The following is a 14,656-nucleotide window of genomic DNA, read 5'->3' on the forward strand; positions in this document are numbered from 1 at the left end:
ATTTGTTAGCGTTTTTTCATAGAAATTTACAGGCATGATCGTCAGATAGTTTTTTCTCCCGTACCCACGCGTACAAAAACACTGACGAAAACTGTAAACTTTTAATATTACTACAATGAAAAAGTTCCTGCTACTCGGAATAGTTGCCCTGATTGGCTCTGTTGCTATGGCTCAATCTTCAAAGGCTGTTAAATGGACATTTTCCTCTAAGAAAATCGCTGCCGGCACTTACGAAGTTCGTATGAGCGCCGCCATCAGCGGAGACTATCACATGTACGCCCAGAATGCAGGCGTTGACGGTCCTCTGCCAACCGCTATCAGCTTCAACAAAAACCCACTCGTTACCGTAGATGGTAAAGCAAAAGAGGTAGGTAAAATGGTGAAGAAATTTGAAAGCGCATGGAGCGGTACTGTAAACTACTACGAAAAAACTGTCGACTTCGTTCAGGTAGTGAAAGTAAAAGGAAAAGCCAAGACCAACGTGTCTGGTAAAGTTGAGTTCATGGTTTGTAACGATGAACAATGTCTCCCTCCTTCCGAAGAAGAATTTACTGTTAATATCGGAGGTTAGTCGTAATGCGACTAAACCAATCATCATACAAACGGGTTCTTTATTCTATGAAGACCCGTTTTTATTTTTTGTACCAGCATTAATTCATCGTAATGAAGCAATTTATTACCCGGTCGCTCTCGTTGCTCCTTTTTGTGTTCCTCTCTGCAGGCGCCTGGGCACAGGACTCCACCCCCGTAAAATTCACGTACTCTTTTGAAAGACTGAACAAAGAAGAAGTTCTCCTCACCATTAAGGCCGCTGTGGTTGGTGAAGGAAAGATCTACTCTGTAAACAAAACCTCAGAAGACGCTCTCGTTTCTATTGTAGAGTTCGACTCTGCATCGAAAAAATACCTCAAAGAAACCATCATCGAGAAAGGAAACATCCTCGGTGAAAAAGATACTACTGTTGGCGTAGAGGTGAAGTTCTCGAAGGACAGCCTCATCTGGCAACAGAAAGTTGCTCTGCCCGATACCGTAAGCAAAACATTTGAAGGAAAGATCACTTACCTGGTGAATCAGGGAGGTGAGTTCAAGAATGATGATGCTGAGTTCAGCATCAAAGTAACAAAGCCTGGAGATGATGCAGCAAAGAAAACTGCCGGAGGAGAAGAACCTAAATCTCTTTGGGAATTCTTCCTTGTAGGATTGCTCGCAGGCTTCGGCGCATTCATTATGCCCTGTATCTATGCGATGGTGCCTGTAACGGTAAGCTTCTTTACAAAGCGCAGCACAAGCCGCGCAGCTGGTATTAAAAATGCCCTGATCTATTCTGTTTCGATCATTGCTATATACACTCTCATCGGTTTTCTGATCACGCTGATCTTCGGGCCTGGCGCCTTGAATGAAATGGCGAGCAGTGCCGTATTCAACATCTTCGTGTTTGCGATGTTCGTGATATTCGGTATCTCCTTCCTTGGAGCATTCGAGATCACGCTGCCCGCATCATGGGGCAATAAGGTCGATTCAAAATCAAACTTTGGTTCTCTCTCCGGTCTGTTCTTTATGGCGCTTACGTTGGTGATCGTTTCGTTCTCCTGTACAGTTCCATTTATCGGAGGACTGACCGCATATACAGCTAAAGGAGGATCCATGGCTGCACCACTCGTTGGCTTCTTCGGATTCTCTCTCGCATTGGCATTGCCGTTTGCCGTGTTCGCATTCTTCCCTGCATTGCTCAATAAAATGGGTAAATCGGGCGGATGGCTCAATACCATCAAAGTGGCACTGGGCTTTATCGAACTGGCACTGGCACTGAAGTTCCTGTCGAGCGCCGACCTCGCTTACCACTGGGGGCTCCTCGACCGCGAAGTATACCTCGCGCTCTGGATCGTGATCTTCGGATTACTTGGTCTGTATCTTTTGGGCAAACTCAGGTTCCATCACGATAATGATCTTCCGCTGAACGATTACGGCAAACCATACCTTACTGTAACACGACTGTTCTTCGCCATCGCAGCACTGTCGTTCACTGTATTCCTTATTCCCGGTATGTGGGGTGCGCCATTGAAAGGATTGAGCGCCTGGTTGCCAGAAATGAAAACACAGGATTTCAATCTCAATAAAGTAGTAACCGTTTCTGCATCTGAAGGAACTTCCGGTACTGCAAATAATGCAGGTGGCGAAAGCATCAAACCTGTGAAGTATACCGACTTCCTCGAATCTGAAATTCCTGGCGTGCATGCATTCTTCGATTATCAGGAAGCACTCGATGCAGCGAAGAAAGTAGGCAAACCTATTCTGGTAGACTTTACCGGTCACAGCTGCGCTAACTGTCGTAAGATGGAGCAGGAGGTGCTGACCGATGAAGAAGTGAAGAAAAGACTCAGTCAGGATTTCGTTGTAGTATCTCTGTACTGCGATGATAAATTCAGACTGCCGGAAGAAGAGCGCTTCGAGTCGAAACATGGTCTCGGTACCATCAAGAATCTCGGCGATAAGAACAAAGAGATATCACTCGAAATGGTGAATAATCTGGCGCAGCCGCTTTACGTGTTCATCGATCACGACGGAACAGTAATTAAAGATGCCGGTGGATACAATCCGGACATCAAACGTTTCGTAGGAATTCTGGATGAAGTAAAAGCAGCTTACAAAGCCAAACACGGAAAATAATCCAGCAGTAATGTTTTAAATAGGAGAGTCCCGGCAATTACTGCCGGGATTTTTTTGTGTCCACAGGAAAAAGGGAAGGTTTGTTTAAAATGAGGTAAACTGGCGTAAGCCAATAGGAAGCCGAGGTGATACCGATAGCGAGCCGAGATTGAGCCGAGAGGAGCCGAAGGTGAGCCGAGAAAGAGCCGATAGGAGCCGAATAAAACTGATATGTAGCCGGGAATAACCTGTATTGGATTTGTGGTTATTCCGTATTGGAGCTGAACCTGGAGCTGAGTTGGAACTCCCGCAATAAACAAAAAGCCCCGCTTTATTCAAGCGAGGCTCCTCAATTAGGCGTCATTCTGTTCCAGCCTTCTGACCAGCAAGCAAATCAGTAAAAAAGTCTGATGGAGGACCAGAATGACAATATGTTTCCAGTCAATTTCCTGTCAAATGTAGGCAGCGTAACCATTCGCACGGTTTCTGCGCCGTTAATGTTTTGCCAAGAAGTAAAACCGGTAGTGTCAAATTGTTTCATCTTTCAGAAATAGCATTTCGTACTTGCTATTCTCTTTGATTCGTTTTGTTGAACAAGTTGTTCAGTGAAAAAGTTCGATGGAATTGTAAAAGCGATGAACTATAACGCAATCTTTTTCTGCGTCATCATTTTTCTCAGATTGATGAGTCCGTAGCGCATTCTTCCCAAAGCCGTATTGATACTGCAATTGGTGAGGCTTGCGATCTCTTTGAAACTCATGTCTGCATAATGACGGAGAATGATCACTTCGCGCTGATCATCAGGGAGAAGATCCAGCATCTGGCGAACGCGGTCATAGCTCTGGCGTTTCATCATCTTCATATCTGCACCATCTTCCGTGAAATTGATCACTTCAAAAATGTCGCGGTCATCACTTGTTTTGATTGCCGGCGTTCTTTTTACTTTTCTGAAATGGTCTACACAGAGATTGTGTGCAATGCGCATCGCCCAGGGAAGGAATTTTCCTTCTTCAGTGTAGCGGCCGCTGCGGATAGTGTCGATGATTTTGATGAGTACATCCTGAAAGATATCCTCTGCGAGGTACTTGTCTTTTACGAGGAACAGGATGGAAGTGTACATTTTGTCTTTGTGACGAAGAACTAAGGTCTCAAGAGCATAAAGATCCCCATCCTGGAAGTCCTGGATGAGTTCATGGTCGGTTTTTTTGCGTAGTAAATTCATAAACTTCTACGGGTTTTGACGGTTATAGGATATTATTGTTGGATTTATTGGCTGATCGGTTTTTCTGTGTAGAAGTGCTCTCTCAATAGGCGTTAAAGTTTTGTTTGCGGGGGGTGACCGCATTAATCACTAATTAAAGATAGTGCCTTTTTTGAATCTGCCAAATTTTAACCCTTTTTTTAAACTTCCCACATACTATTGACTATTACATATTTACCATATATCAATCTGTTTGATCTTTGTCAAGTTTAACCGCATATTCAGCGAACTTTTACCTTCTTTTTCTGTAGTATACAATATTCTCCTTATTGCAATATTTTTGTGCTCCATACTATATGACAGTCACCACCAAAAAGAATAAAGCCGCCAAAGCGGTAACTTCTCCTACCACTTCCGACAGCATTTACGTTAAAGGCGCGCGTGTACATAATCTGAAAGATGTATCCGTTCACTTCCCTCGTAATAAATTCATTGTGGTAACAGGGGTTTCCGGCTCCGGCAAATCATCACTCACCATCGATACGCTTTTCGCAGAAGGTCAGCGCCGCTATGCAGAAAGCCTCAGTGCATACGCACGCCAGTTCATGGCACGTATGGTGAAACCCGATGTGGATTTCATCAAAGGGCTTTGTCCGGCTATCGCCATCGAACAGAAAGTGGTTACGCGTACTCCGCGTTCCACCGTCGGTAGCATGACGGAGATCTACGACTATCTCCGCCTGCTCTTCGCACGTACCGGCAAAACCATTTCCCCCGTATCCGGAAAGCAGGTGAAGAAAGATGATACGGCCGATGTGATCAACGCCATCAAAGCCCTCAAAACCGGTGACAAGGTTTTACTGCTCATCCCATTCAAACAACATAAGAACCGCAAGCCGCAGGAAGAACTGAACATACTGCTGCAAAAAGGTTTTACCAGATTATACGACGGCTCAGTAAATGCCATCGAAGATCTGATGGAAGAGAAATCGTGGAAGCCCGCCAAAGAATGTTACGTGCTGGTAGATCGTCTGGTAGTGAAGGATGAATTTGATGAAGATGATATGCACCGCATGGGCGACTCCATCGGAACCGCTTTCTACGAAGGTGAAGGCAGCATGCTCATCGAAGTGAATGGCGAAAAGAAAATCACTTTCTCCAATAAGTTCGAACTCGATGGCATCACATTCGAGGAGCCTGTTCCCAATCTCTTCTCCTTCAATAATCCTTTTGGTGCCTGCCCTACCTGCGAAGGTTTCAGTCAGGTACTCGGTATAGATGCGGATCTGGTGATACCAGACAAACGCCTCAGCGTGTACGAAGGCGCTGTAGCGCCCTGGAAAGGGGATAAGCTCAGCGCGTGGAAAGATCAATTCGTGAAGGGTGCGAAGAAATTCGATTTCCCGATCCACAAACCCATCATCGACCTCACCAAAGAACAATACAATCAGCTCTGGGAAGGAAACTCATTTGTGCAGGGCATCGACGATTTCTTCAAAGAAGTGGAAGCCAATCTGTACAAAGTGCAGTACCGCGTACTGCTCAGCAGATACAGAGGAAGAACTACCTGTCCTGATTGTAAAGGATATCGCCTCCGCAAAGAAGCGCTCTATGTAAAAGTAGGCGATAAGCATATCGGAGAGCTCTGCGAAATTCCTGTACGTGATCTCACAGAATGGTTTGCCAAACTGAAGCTGAGCGAGTACGATCAGCAGGTGGCCAAGCGCATTCTCATAGAAATAAATCATCGCCTGAAAACCTTGATGGACGTAGGTTTGGGCTATCTTACGCTCAATCGTCTCGCCAACTCTTTGAGTGGTGGCGAAAGTCAGCGTATTCAACTCACGCGTTCACTGGGCAGCAATCTCACCAACTCGTTGTACATACTCGATGAGCCTTCGATCGGATTGCATTCGCGCGATACGGAAAGATTGATCCGTGTACTCAAGGAACTCCGCGATCTCGGTAACACAGTTGTTGTGGTAGAACACGATGAACTGATGATGCGCGAAGCAGATCATATTATCGACATGGGACCACTTGCATCGCATCTTGGTGGACAAGTGGTAGCCGCCGGCAATTACGACGAACTCATTGCCAACGAGAACAGCCTCACCGGTCAGTATCTCAAAGGCACACTCACTATCGATGCACCGAAGACCGTTCGCAAATGGAACCGAAGCATCAAAGTAGAAGGAGCACGACAGAATAACCTGCAAAATGTAACAGCTGAATTTCCGCTGAACACTTTCACTGTAGTAAGCGGCGTGAGCGGAAGCGGAAAAACAACACTCGTAAAACAGATCCTCTATCCCGGACTGCAGAAAATAAAAGGAGAGTTTGCTGAAAAAGTAGGATTGCACAAAAGCATCACAGGTGATATCGACAGCATTTCCCAGATCGAAATGATCGATCAGAATCCTATCGGTAAATCATCGCGAAGCAATCCGGTAACCTATATCAAAGCATACGATGAGATCCGCGATCTCTATGCGAAGCAGCCGCTGAGCAAAACACGCGGATTTCAACCCAAGCATTTTTCTTTCAACGTAGACGGAGGCCGATGCGATACCTGTAAGGGTGAAGGCGAACAAATTGTAGAAATGCAGTTCCTGGCAGATGTGCACCTCACCTGCGAAGTATGCGGTGGAAAGAAGTTCAAGGAAGAAGTGCTGGAAGTGCAATTCAAAGGAAAGAACATCTACGATATTCTCGAACTGAGTGTGGACGAATCGCTGATCTTCTTCGAAGGAGAGAAAGATATTGTGAACAGGATCCGTCCGCTCAGCGATGTGGGACTGGGTTATGTGAAACTGGGACAATCGTCCGATACACTTTCCGGCGGCGAAGCACAACGAGTGAAACTGGCATCATTCCTTGGCAAAGGAAAGGGGCAGGGCCAGATACTCTTCATCTTCGATGAGCCTACAACCGGACTGCATTTTCATGATATCCGAAAACTGCTGGCATCGTTCAATGCATTGATAGAGCAGGGGCATTCGATACTGGTGATCGAGCACAATACAGATGTGATCAAGAGTGCAGACTGGGTGATCGATCTCGGCCCCGAAGCCGGCGACGGCGGTGGTACCATCATCTATGCAGGCGTGCCATCCGGATTGAAAAAGGTAAAGGAAAGCTATACAGGGAAGTTTCTGTAATACTTCCTGTTTCAACATATTTTAACTTTTTCGGCACCGATCAGAATTGTTACTTCGCCTCACAATTTTACCCCGGATGGTCAGATATTTATTGCTGGTAATTGTTTTATTGTCTGCACAGTGGACGTTTGCGCAACGCGTAACGCTGAATTCAAAACCAAAGCAGCAGCCGCTGCTTCCGGTTAAGACAGAACTTACCATTCCCGACCTGCAGAAATTAATGGAGTACGACAATTTCCGCATCGATACCACCATGAAAAAGAAAGGGTATCTGCTGATGCAGAAAGATGTGGATTCTGCCACTTCACTTTATCAATACTCATTTCTGGAGCACAATACGGAAAAACCTTCTACTGTCCGGAGCCTGCAATACATGGATGTAAACACCAGCAAGTATTCCAGCCGCCTGCTCACCTATCGCACATACGATAAGGATGAGTACAAAGACCTGTCCATTTATCTGCTCAACAATAACTACCGCAGCACTGATAAGTATACTTTTCAGGGAGCGGAGAATATCGTCTACAGCAACGGAACCCAAACTATCCGTGTAAAAATATTTGTTACGCCGATGCCTGATGGCAGAAGATTCACAGCCTGGGAGCTGGAGTTCGGAAAGTAACGCAACATCAGTACTGTTATGTCAGAGTACCAAAAGAAAGCGGCTGTCTGTTGATCAGGCAGCCGCTTTTGAATTATGTGGAAACCGGTAATTATCTCAGTCTGTCCAGGCTCTTCACCAGTTTCTGATCTCTGTAGATGCCGCGCATGGCGAGAATCAGCAGAATCGGAATGATCAGTGCAACCAGTGCGGAGATGCCGTAGTTGCCTTCACCTGGAACGAATTTTTTTGTTTGCAGATAGAACAGCAGCAGATCGAGTATCGAAAGCACCAGTGATGCCAGTACCAGTTTCTGTTGCAGCTTCCTGTCTTTAAAAAGAAATATAGCGATCAATGCGGTAAGGCCTGTTGCAACAGTAGAGATCAGCAAAGGGATGCTGCTCTGTGCTGTCAATGCAGTGAATTGTTTCATGGCCATTCCTTCCTGAATGATATTGCCTGTATAGAAGAACAATTTCAGTGTGAGGAAAGCTGCTACGGCAGCCAGCAACAACCACAGCGTTTGAATGCGTTGGATCATAATGGTTAATTTGACTGAGTCAAAAATAAAGAAAAAAGAGAAAGCCCCGCGAAATCCGCAGGGCTTTCAGTATTATCATCCTTACCTTATCCTAATTCAGGATAGAGGGGGAATTGTTGCATGAAGGTGTTCACATCATTCTTCACTGTAGCAATTACAGACTCATTGTCGATATTGCTGAGCACCTGATCGATGAAGCCGGCCACAGTATCCATATGACCTGCATTCATTCCTCTCGAAGTGATGGCTGGTACACCGATGCGGATACCGCTTGTTACAAACGGGCTCTTATCGTCGAATGGTACAGCATTTTTGTTGAGGGTGATATGTGCTTTGTCCAGTGTTTCCTGTGCTTTCTTGCCGGTGAGGTTCTTGTTGCGGAGATCGATCAGCATGAGGTGGTTGTCGGTACCGTTGCTGATGAGGTTGTATCCGCGTTTCACCATGGCAGTGGCCATTGCCTGTGCGTTGGTGATCACATCTTTTGCGTAGGTAGTGAAACCGTCGCTGAGTGTTTCGCCGAATGCTACAGCTTTAGCAGCGATCACGTGTTCCAGCGGACCACCCTGTGCTCCGGGGAATACAGCGAGATCGAGCAGTGCGCTTACGCTGCGGATATTTCCTTTGGGATCTTTGATGCCCCATGGATTGTCGAAATCGTGACGCATCATGATGATACCGCCGCGAGGTCCGCGCAATGTTTTATGCGTAGTGGATGTTACGATATGGCAATGATCGAAAGGATCGTTGAGCAGTCCTTTCGCAATCAGACCTGCAGGGTGAGCGATGTCGGCCATTACGAGCGCACCGATCTTATCGGCTACTGCACGGATGCGCGCATAATCCCAGTCGCGGCTGTAAGCAGATGCACCGCAGATGATCATCTTAGGTTTTTCTGCGAGTGCAGTGGCTTCGAGTTGATCGTAATCAACCAGGCCGGTATCTTTTTTTACACCATAGAAAAGTGGAGTGAACCACTTGCCGCTGATATTGGCAGGGCTTCCGTGTGTGAGGTGTCCGCCCATGCTGAGGTCGAGACCGAGTATCTTATCGCCGGGTTTGAGACAGGCGAGGAACACGGCTGTATTGGCCTGCGCACCGCTATGCGGTTGAACGTTGGCCCAGCTGGCGTTGAATATTTTTTTGAGTCGGTCGATGGCAAGAGTTTCGATCTCATCAATTACTTCACATCCGCCATAATAGCGTTTGCCGGGGTAGCCCTCTGCATACTTGTTAGTAGCAACAGAGCCCATGGCCTGTATTACCTGCAACGATGTGAAATTCTCAGAAGCGATCAGTTCAATGCCGTGGCGTTGGCGGTCCAGTTCCTTACGGAGAAGGTCAAAAATGAGCGTGTCTTTTTGCATGGCGCAAAAATAGTCGAAACGCCCCATAATTTTCACTATTTTCACGGTTTCGAAAGAAGCATATGAAAGCAATCATTCCCGTAGCAGGTGCAGGCACCAAACTGCGGCCACATACATATACGCAACCCAAGGCACTCATTCCTCTTGCAGGCAAAACCATCCTCAGCATCATCGTTGATCAGTTGCGCGATGCGGGCATCGACGAATATATTTTCATCATCGGTTATCTGGGACAGAAGATTCAGGACTATGTGAAAGAAACCTACCCCGATCTGAAAGCACATTTTGTGTATCAGACCGAAAGGCAGGGCATCGGCCATGCCATTCAGCTCACCAAAGAAATAGTAGGGGATGATGAGATCTTTGTGGTGCTCGGCGATACCATCTGTGAGTACGATGTGAAGGCAGTACTGGAAATGCCACATTCTGCGCTGGGTGTGAAACGCGTGGATGATCCCCGTGATTTCGGCGTGGCAGAGATCGGAGAGGATAATTTCATTACCCGTGTGGTGGAGAAACCTCAGATCCCCAAATCGAATATGGCGCTGGTGGGCATCTACCGGATAAAAGAAACGGCCTTTCTGTTCCAGTGCCTCGAAAGCAATGTGCGCAACCAGGTGATGAGCCGCGGCGAGTTCACCATTACCGATGCATTGGAATGTATGATCCAGCATGGAGCACGTTTCCAGGCCTTCAAAGTGCAGAACTGGTTCGACTGCGGAAAGAAAGATACCCTGCTCGAATCGAACTCCACCATGCTGAAAAAATTCGGCAGCATGATCTCTCCCGACCATAACTTCGAGAATACCATTATAGTACCACCGGTGAGCATTGCCCGCGGATGCGATATCCGCAATTCGATCGTTGGCCCCAATGTAAGCATCGGGGAGAAAACAGTGATCAACTACTCCATTCTCAAGAATTCCATAATCGGTTCATTTGCCGATTTGTACGACATTGTATTATCAGAATCTCTCATAGGTAGCGATACCGAAGTGAAGGGAGAAAGCCGGAGTTTAAACATCGGGGATAATACGGAAATCGATCTGGGGAAAAGCTAAGTTTCGTCTAAAAATTATGCCAGGGCGTGCGGGATGTCGGGGAGATTGAGTAACTTTCCAGACTGAATGCAACATTCCGTTTAACTGTTTTGTCTTTGCAGATTGAAGCAGTTGCGGACAGTGTGATTGGCAGGTAACAAAACTTAGCCACCTTTTAAACTCCCATCTATGAGAGTTCGGAAAACATTACTCCTGCTGACGGCCCTTGTGCCCCTATCCCTGCTGGCGAAAGCTAATTCGGATAACAATGGAGAACGTGAGCGCGGCAAAACAGAGCCCGTGCTTTACGGTGTGGTAGCAGATGCTGCTACTAAAAAACCTGTTCAGGGAGTGGTACTGTCCATCACTTCTACAGGTAAAGAAAAAGAAAAGGACAAAAAAGAATTTGTAACCGACGCATCAGGGAATTTCAAAGTTCCTCAGATGCCGCCAGGTGAGGTAGTGATCGTGTTAGAGAAGAAAGGCTACAAGACTATCAGAAAAGAAAATGTTGTAATTAAAGAAGGCGTATCCCTCAGAGTGAATTTAGATCTTACTGCCGATGAAGATGAAAGTGACGTATTTCATCCCTTTATGCGGATGATGGACGGTGATTAATACACATCTGGGTTTACCCAACAAGTAAAGAGCCGCACTGTAGACCAGGGCGGCTTTTTATTTTTACAGATTTTATCGCGCATTTATTCAGTGCAGTTTTGGGTGCGAAGTTGCAGCGGTAATAGTCACACTTTTATTGGTAACCGATGCAGATCTGCCTGTACATGCTTACAAACAAAAAAGCGGAACTGAGAACAGTTCCGCGTCGTCTTTGAGAAAATTACTATCCCTATTCGTGGGATGTAACAAACTTTTTATTTTCCTTTTTCAGAATTGTTTTCTTGTCTTTGAAGTATTTGCTATACTTGTCTGCTATCGATTTCGGTTGCTCTTTATCGGTAATGGTGAGTGTTCCGTTGTTGAAGCTGATGGTGTAATCGCCCTTAGTGCTTAGTAATCCGGCTGCTTCCATATCATAGATCATTTCCTGATAACCTTTCAGTTCAACTTTCGCTTTTTCAATGTGCTCTTCTGCATCTTCGAATGTTTTTTTGAAATCGAATTTTTCCAGTTCAGTGGCTTTTTTAGTGGCAGCTTCTACATCCTTTCTTGCTCTTTCGAGATCGCGTTTCAGTTGCTCCTGTTGCTGCTTTCTGTCACGATCAAATTCTTTTCTTGCCTTTTCAATTTCCCTGCGGATCTCGGCGCGTTGTTCTTTACTGAGCTTTGAAGCAGTATTGCCGGCTTCAAAAGCAGATTCGATGCTGCGCTGGATCTTTTCAAAGTCAACAGCCTTCAGGGCCGCTTCGGCCTGCGCGAAGTTCTTTTCGTAGTCGATGTTTTTGAGGGTTTTTCTCAGTTCTTCCTGACGCTCGGTCCAGTCTTTGGAGCTGAGTTTTCTTACGTTCTCGCTGGCGGTTTCGAGCTTATCGAGTTCACGGTCGAGGTCGCGTTTGTATTCTTTCTCTTCTTTGTTCTTTTCGCGGGTTGGCTTATCCTGAGCATGCAATGCCGGGCCGGTGATAAGGAGGGTACCGAAAATAGCTGCCACTGCAATGCGGTGAGGGAGTTGGAGGTTTAATCTTTTCATGTTCATGGCTTTTTATTGTGTGAATATTGTTTCCTTACCAATAAGTACGAGGTGTTTCGTAAAATGTTGCATGGCATAAAAAGAAAAAGGCATTCCGGAAAGCCGGAATGCCTGAGACTATAGAAAAGGCTGAGACAAAACTAGTTTTTACGGAAGGCCCATTTCCACATTTCTTTCCAGGTGATTTTTTTACCGTACATGAGAATGCCGGTGCGGTAGATCTTTCCGGCCACCCATGTGGTGCCGAGGAAACCAACGATCAGGAGGGCCATGCTGATGAGTATCTCTGCAACGGATACTCCTTCGGGAACTCCGTGTGCTATGCGAGCGATCATTACCACCGGAGAGGTAAGCGGGAAGATGCTGCCGAATACAGCGAGGCTGCTGTTTGGATCATTCACAGCTTTGATCATGATCATAATGGCGAAGATGATCGGCATGGTGATGGGAAGCATCAGCCCCTGTGCTGCCTGCGGATCTTCATCCACTGCAGTACCTACTGCAGCAAAGAGAGATGAATACAGCAGGTACCCGCCTAAGAAGTAGAAGATGAAGCAACCTAAGATAAGCGGAATGTTCACACTGCTCAATGCGCTGAAAAAGGCAGCCGCACCTTCGGCGGGAATCTGTTGTCCCATTGGCGAAGAATCCATGCCTGAAAAAATGACCCCTTTCAAAACGAGTGTGAGTACTATCCAGATCAGGAATTGAAGTAAGCCTACGGCTCCGATGCCAATGATCTTACCCATCATCAGCTGAAATGGTTTCACACTGCTCACAATCACTTCGGCAATGCGGTTTGTTTTTTCTTCCATTACTCCACGCATAACCATGGTTCCATAAATAAGAAGTACAATGTAAATGATCATGCCAGATCCAAATCCAACAGCATAAACAGTGATGGCTTTATCGGGTTTGTTATTGCCATCGAGACGGCTGATTGTGAAGTTTGCATTGCGCTGTGCACTGTCCAGCTGCGACCTGGAAACGAGGGCCAGCAGCTTCTTTTCACGAAGTGCACTATTAATTCGTCCTTTTATCTTTTCCGAAGAAAACAGGCCGATCGATTTTACTGATTTGATATTGAGTGAATCAGTGGCCAGGTTGATATTTTCCGGGATGTAGAGATAACCGGTATATTTCTTAGCCCTCACACTATCTTCCAGCTGCTTTGCAGAAAGATCGTTGAGGAAAGTGAAACTGATGTCGTCATTGTTCTTCAGTTCGTTTTGAAAAATATTGGCTTTATCGCTTACCGCAATCTTCACTTCATCATTTCCTTTTACGGAGAAGTAGATCATGCCTGCATATACGCCGGCCAGCAATATGGGCAATAATATGGTGCTGAGCAGGAAAGTTTTTTTACGAACCCTGCTGAGAAATTCTCTTTGTATGATTATCCAGGTCTTGTTCATGTGAGTGTTGTTTAAGCAGTGATCTTTTCAAATTGTCTGGCGAGCGGTGTATTCTCCACGAGTCTGATGAAGATCTCGTTGAGTGAAGGCAATATCTCCTGAAAAGCAACAATGCTGTGCTGCTGTTGCAGGAAGTACTGCAGCACATCGTTGGGCTTATTGCCTTCGTGGATCTTCACTATCAGGTCGTTTTCCTGTGTGGAGATCACATCGAATGCAGGAGAGCTCACAGCTGCTGCTTTCTCTTCGAGACTGATGCGGAAAAGATGCTCCTTGAATTGTTGTTTCACCTGCTTAACAGTGCCATCGAGTATTTTCTGGCCTTTGTTCACAAGAATGATATGATCGCAGATCTCTTCAACCTGCTCCATGCGGTGCGTACTGAAGATGATGCTGGCGCCATTTTTGGCGAGCCTGTATATTTCGTCTTTGATGAGGTTGGCATTCACGGGGTCGAGGCCGCTGAAGGGCTCGTCGAGAATAATCAGTTTCGGTTCGTGAAGAACAGTAGTTACGAATTGCAGTTTCTGCTGCATGCCTTTACTGAGGTCTTCTACTTTTTTGTTCCACCAGGTTTGCATTTCAAAACGGATGAACCACTCTTTTACTTTGGCGGTAGCATCGGCTTTGCTCATGCCTTTGAGTTGTGCGAGATAGATGGCCTGTTCGCCGATCTTCATCTTTTTATATAATCCGCGTTCTTCGGGCATGTAGCCGGTTTGAAGGATGTCTGTCTGCGGATTGAACTTTCGTCCATTGAAGAGGATCTCTCCCTCATCGGGGTAGAAGATGCCTGTGATCATTCTGATAAGCGTGGTCTTGCCTGCGCCATTGGGACCCAGCAGTCCGAATATGCTGCCCGCATTAAGTGTAAAGCTGATATCGTCCACAGCCTTCTGGGTAGCATAATACTTCCTGAGATTCCTTACTTCGAGGATGTTCATGAGTTAAGTTTGGGTAATAGTTTGAAGTTGGGCTGGTTATCCCATCGGACGGAGCAACCATCTCTTTAGTAGCCCGAAAGTTAAAATTGTTA

The 14,656-nt window shown here is 46.1% G+C and carries 12 protein-coding genes; 6 read left to right on the plus strand and 6 right to left on the minus strand.

Annotation, left to right across the window (positions count from 1 at the left end; translation table 11 throughout):
- Positions 1–115: 115 nt before the first annotated feature.
- Complete coding sequence (locus HHL16_RS07825; RefSeq protein WP_169424567.1) at positions 116–571, plus strand: protein-disulfide reductase DsbD domain-containing protein; 456 nt, start codon at positions 116–118, stop codon at positions 569–571.
- A gap of 92 nt (positions 572–663) precedes the next feature.
- Entirely contained in the window at positions 664–2,667 is a 2,004-nt protein-coding gene (locus HHL16_RS07830) for a thioredoxin family protein (RefSeq protein WP_169424568.1), read from the plus strand.
- Positions 2,668–3,286: 619 nt separating this feature from the next.
- On the opposite strand, the gene HHL16_RS07835 is transcribed toward HHL16_RS07830, so the two are convergent.
- A complete protein-coding gene (locus HHL16_RS07835; protein ID WP_169424569.1) occupies positions 3,287–3,868 on the minus strand; it encodes a sigma-70 family RNA polymerase sigma factor in 582 nt (193 codons plus the stop codon).
- Between the two features lie 335 nt (positions 3,869–4,203).
- Here HHL16_RS07835 and uvrA point away from each other — a divergent pair, with 335 nt between their 5' ends.
- Positions 4,204–7,008 carry an excinuclease ABC subunit UvrA gene (gene uvrA, locus HHL16_RS07840; RefSeq protein ID WP_169424570.1) on the plus strand — a complete coding sequence of 935 codons (2,805 nt, stop codon included), beginning with the start codon at positions 4,204–4,206 and terminating at the stop codon, positions 7,006–7,008.
- A 76-nt stretch (positions 7,009–7,084) separates the two neighbouring features.
- A complete protein-coding gene (locus HHL16_RS07845) occupies positions 7,085–7,630 on the plus strand; it encodes a hypothetical protein (protein ID WP_169424571.1) in 546 nt (181 codons plus the stop codon).
- A 91-nt stretch (positions 7,631–7,721) separates the two neighbouring features.
- On the opposite strand, the gene HHL16_RS07850 is transcribed toward HHL16_RS07845, so the two are convergent.
- The gene (locus HHL16_RS07850) at positions 7,722–8,150 is read right to left on the minus strand and encodes a DUF4293 family protein (protein WP_169424572.1); all 429 of its coding nucleotides are present in this window, start codon (positions 8,148–8,150) and stop codon (positions 7,722–7,724) included.
- An 86-nt stretch (positions 8,151–8,236) separates the two neighbouring features.
- Positions 8,237–9,517 carry a serine hydroxymethyltransferase gene (gene glyA / locus HHL16_RS07855; protein WP_169424573.1) on the minus strand — a complete coding sequence of 427 codons (1,281 nt, stop codon included), beginning with the start codon at positions 9,515–9,517 and terminating at the stop codon, positions 8,237–8,239.
- Between the two features lie 62 nt (positions 9,518–9,579).
- Between glyA and HHL16_RS07860 the strand changes: the two genes are divergently transcribed.
- The gene (locus HHL16_RS07860) at positions 9,580–10,578 is read left to right on the plus strand and encodes a sugar phosphate nucleotidyltransferase (protein ID WP_169424574.1); all 999 of its coding nucleotides are present in this window, start codon (positions 9,580–9,582) and stop codon (positions 10,576–10,578) included.
- A gap of 168 nt (positions 10,579–10,746) precedes the next feature.
- Positions 10,747–11,175 carry a carboxypeptidase-like regulatory domain-containing protein gene (locus HHL16_RS07865; RefSeq protein ID WP_169424575.1) on the plus strand — a complete coding sequence of 143 codons (429 nt, stop codon included), beginning with the start codon at positions 10,747–10,749 and terminating at the stop codon, positions 11,173–11,175.
- Between the two features lie 229 nt (positions 11,176–11,404).
- Here HHL16_RS07865 and HHL16_RS07870 read toward each other — a convergent pair whose 3' ends face one another.
- The 3 genes from HHL16_RS07870 to HHL16_RS07880 form a co-directional block, all read right to left on the minus strand.
- On the minus strand, positions 11,405–12,205 hold the full coding sequence (locus HHL16_RS07870; protein ID WP_169424576.1) for a hypothetical protein: 801 nt from the start codon (positions 12,203–12,205) through the stop codon (positions 11,405–11,407).
- A 140-nt stretch (positions 12,206–12,345) separates the two neighbouring features.
- A complete protein-coding gene (locus HHL16_RS07875; RefSeq protein ID WP_169424577.1) occupies positions 12,346–13,620 on the minus strand; it encodes an ABC transporter permease in 1,275 nt (424 codons plus the stop codon).
- A gap of 11 nt (positions 13,621–13,631) precedes the next feature.
- Positions 13,632–14,564 carry an ATP-binding cassette domain-containing protein gene (locus tag HHL16_RS07880; RefSeq protein ID WP_169424578.1) on the minus strand — a complete coding sequence of 311 codons (933 nt, stop codon included), beginning with the start codon at positions 14,562–14,564 and terminating at the stop codon, positions 13,632–13,634.
- Positions 14,565–14,656 lie beyond the last annotated feature (92 nt).

The organism is Pseudoflavitalea sp. G-6-1-2 (genome assembly GCF_012927185.1).
Taxonomy (GTDB): domain Bacteria; phylum Bacteroidota; class Bacteroidia; order Chitinophagales; family Chitinophagaceae; genus Pseudobacter.

What these genes read in the sequence shown, in the direction of transcription:
- HHL16_RS07835 (WP_169424569.1), bottom strand. Translation starts at nt 3,868, where the DNA reads ATGAATTTACTACGCAAAAAAACCGACCATGAACTCATCCAGGACTTC.
- HHL16_RS07845 (WP_169424571.1), top strand. Translation starts at nt 7,085, where the DNA reads ATGGTCAGATATTTATTGCTGGTAATTGTTTTATTGTCTGCACAGTGG.
- HHL16_RS07880 (WP_169424578.1), bottom strand. Translation starts at nt 14,564, where the DNA reads ATGAACATCCTCGAAGTAAGGAATCTCAGGAAGTATTATGCTACCCAG.
- uvrA (WP_169424570.1), top strand. Translation starts at nt 4,204, where the DNA reads ATGACAGTCACCACCAAAAAGAATAAAGCCGCCAAAGCGGTAACTTCT.
- HHL16_RS07860 (WP_169424574.1), top strand. Translation starts at nt 9,580, where the DNA reads ATGAAAGCAATCATTCCCGTAGCAGGTGCAGGCACCAAACTGCGGCCA.
- glyA (WP_169424573.1), bottom strand. Translation starts at nt 9,517, where the DNA reads ATGCAAAAAGACACGCTCATTTTTGACCTTCTCCGTAAGGAACTGGAC.
- HHL16_RS07850 (WP_169424572.1), bottom strand. Translation starts at nt 8,150, where the DNA reads ATGATCCAACGCATTCAAACGCTGTGGTTGTTGCTGGCTGCCGTAGCA.
- HHL16_RS07825 (WP_169424567.1), top strand. Translation starts at nt 116, where the DNA reads ATGAAAAAGTTCCTGCTACTCGGAATAGTTGCCCTGATTGGCTCTGTT.
- HHL16_RS07870 (WP_169424576.1), bottom strand. Translation starts at nt 12,205, where the DNA reads ATGAAAAGATTAAACCTCCAACTCCCTCACCGCATTGCAGTGGCAGCT.
- HHL16_RS07875 (WP_169424577.1), bottom strand. Translation starts at nt 13,620, where the DNA reads ATGAACAAGACCTGGATAATCATACAAAGAGAATTTCTCAGCAGGGTT.
- HHL16_RS07830 (WP_169424568.1), top strand. Translation starts at nt 664, where the DNA reads ATGAAGCAATTTATTACCCGGTCGCTCTCGTTGCTCCTTTTTGTGTTC.
- HHL16_RS07865 (WP_169424575.1), top strand. Translation starts at nt 10,747, where the DNA reads ATGAGAGTTCGGAAAACATTACTCCTGCTGACGGCCCTTGTGCCCCTA.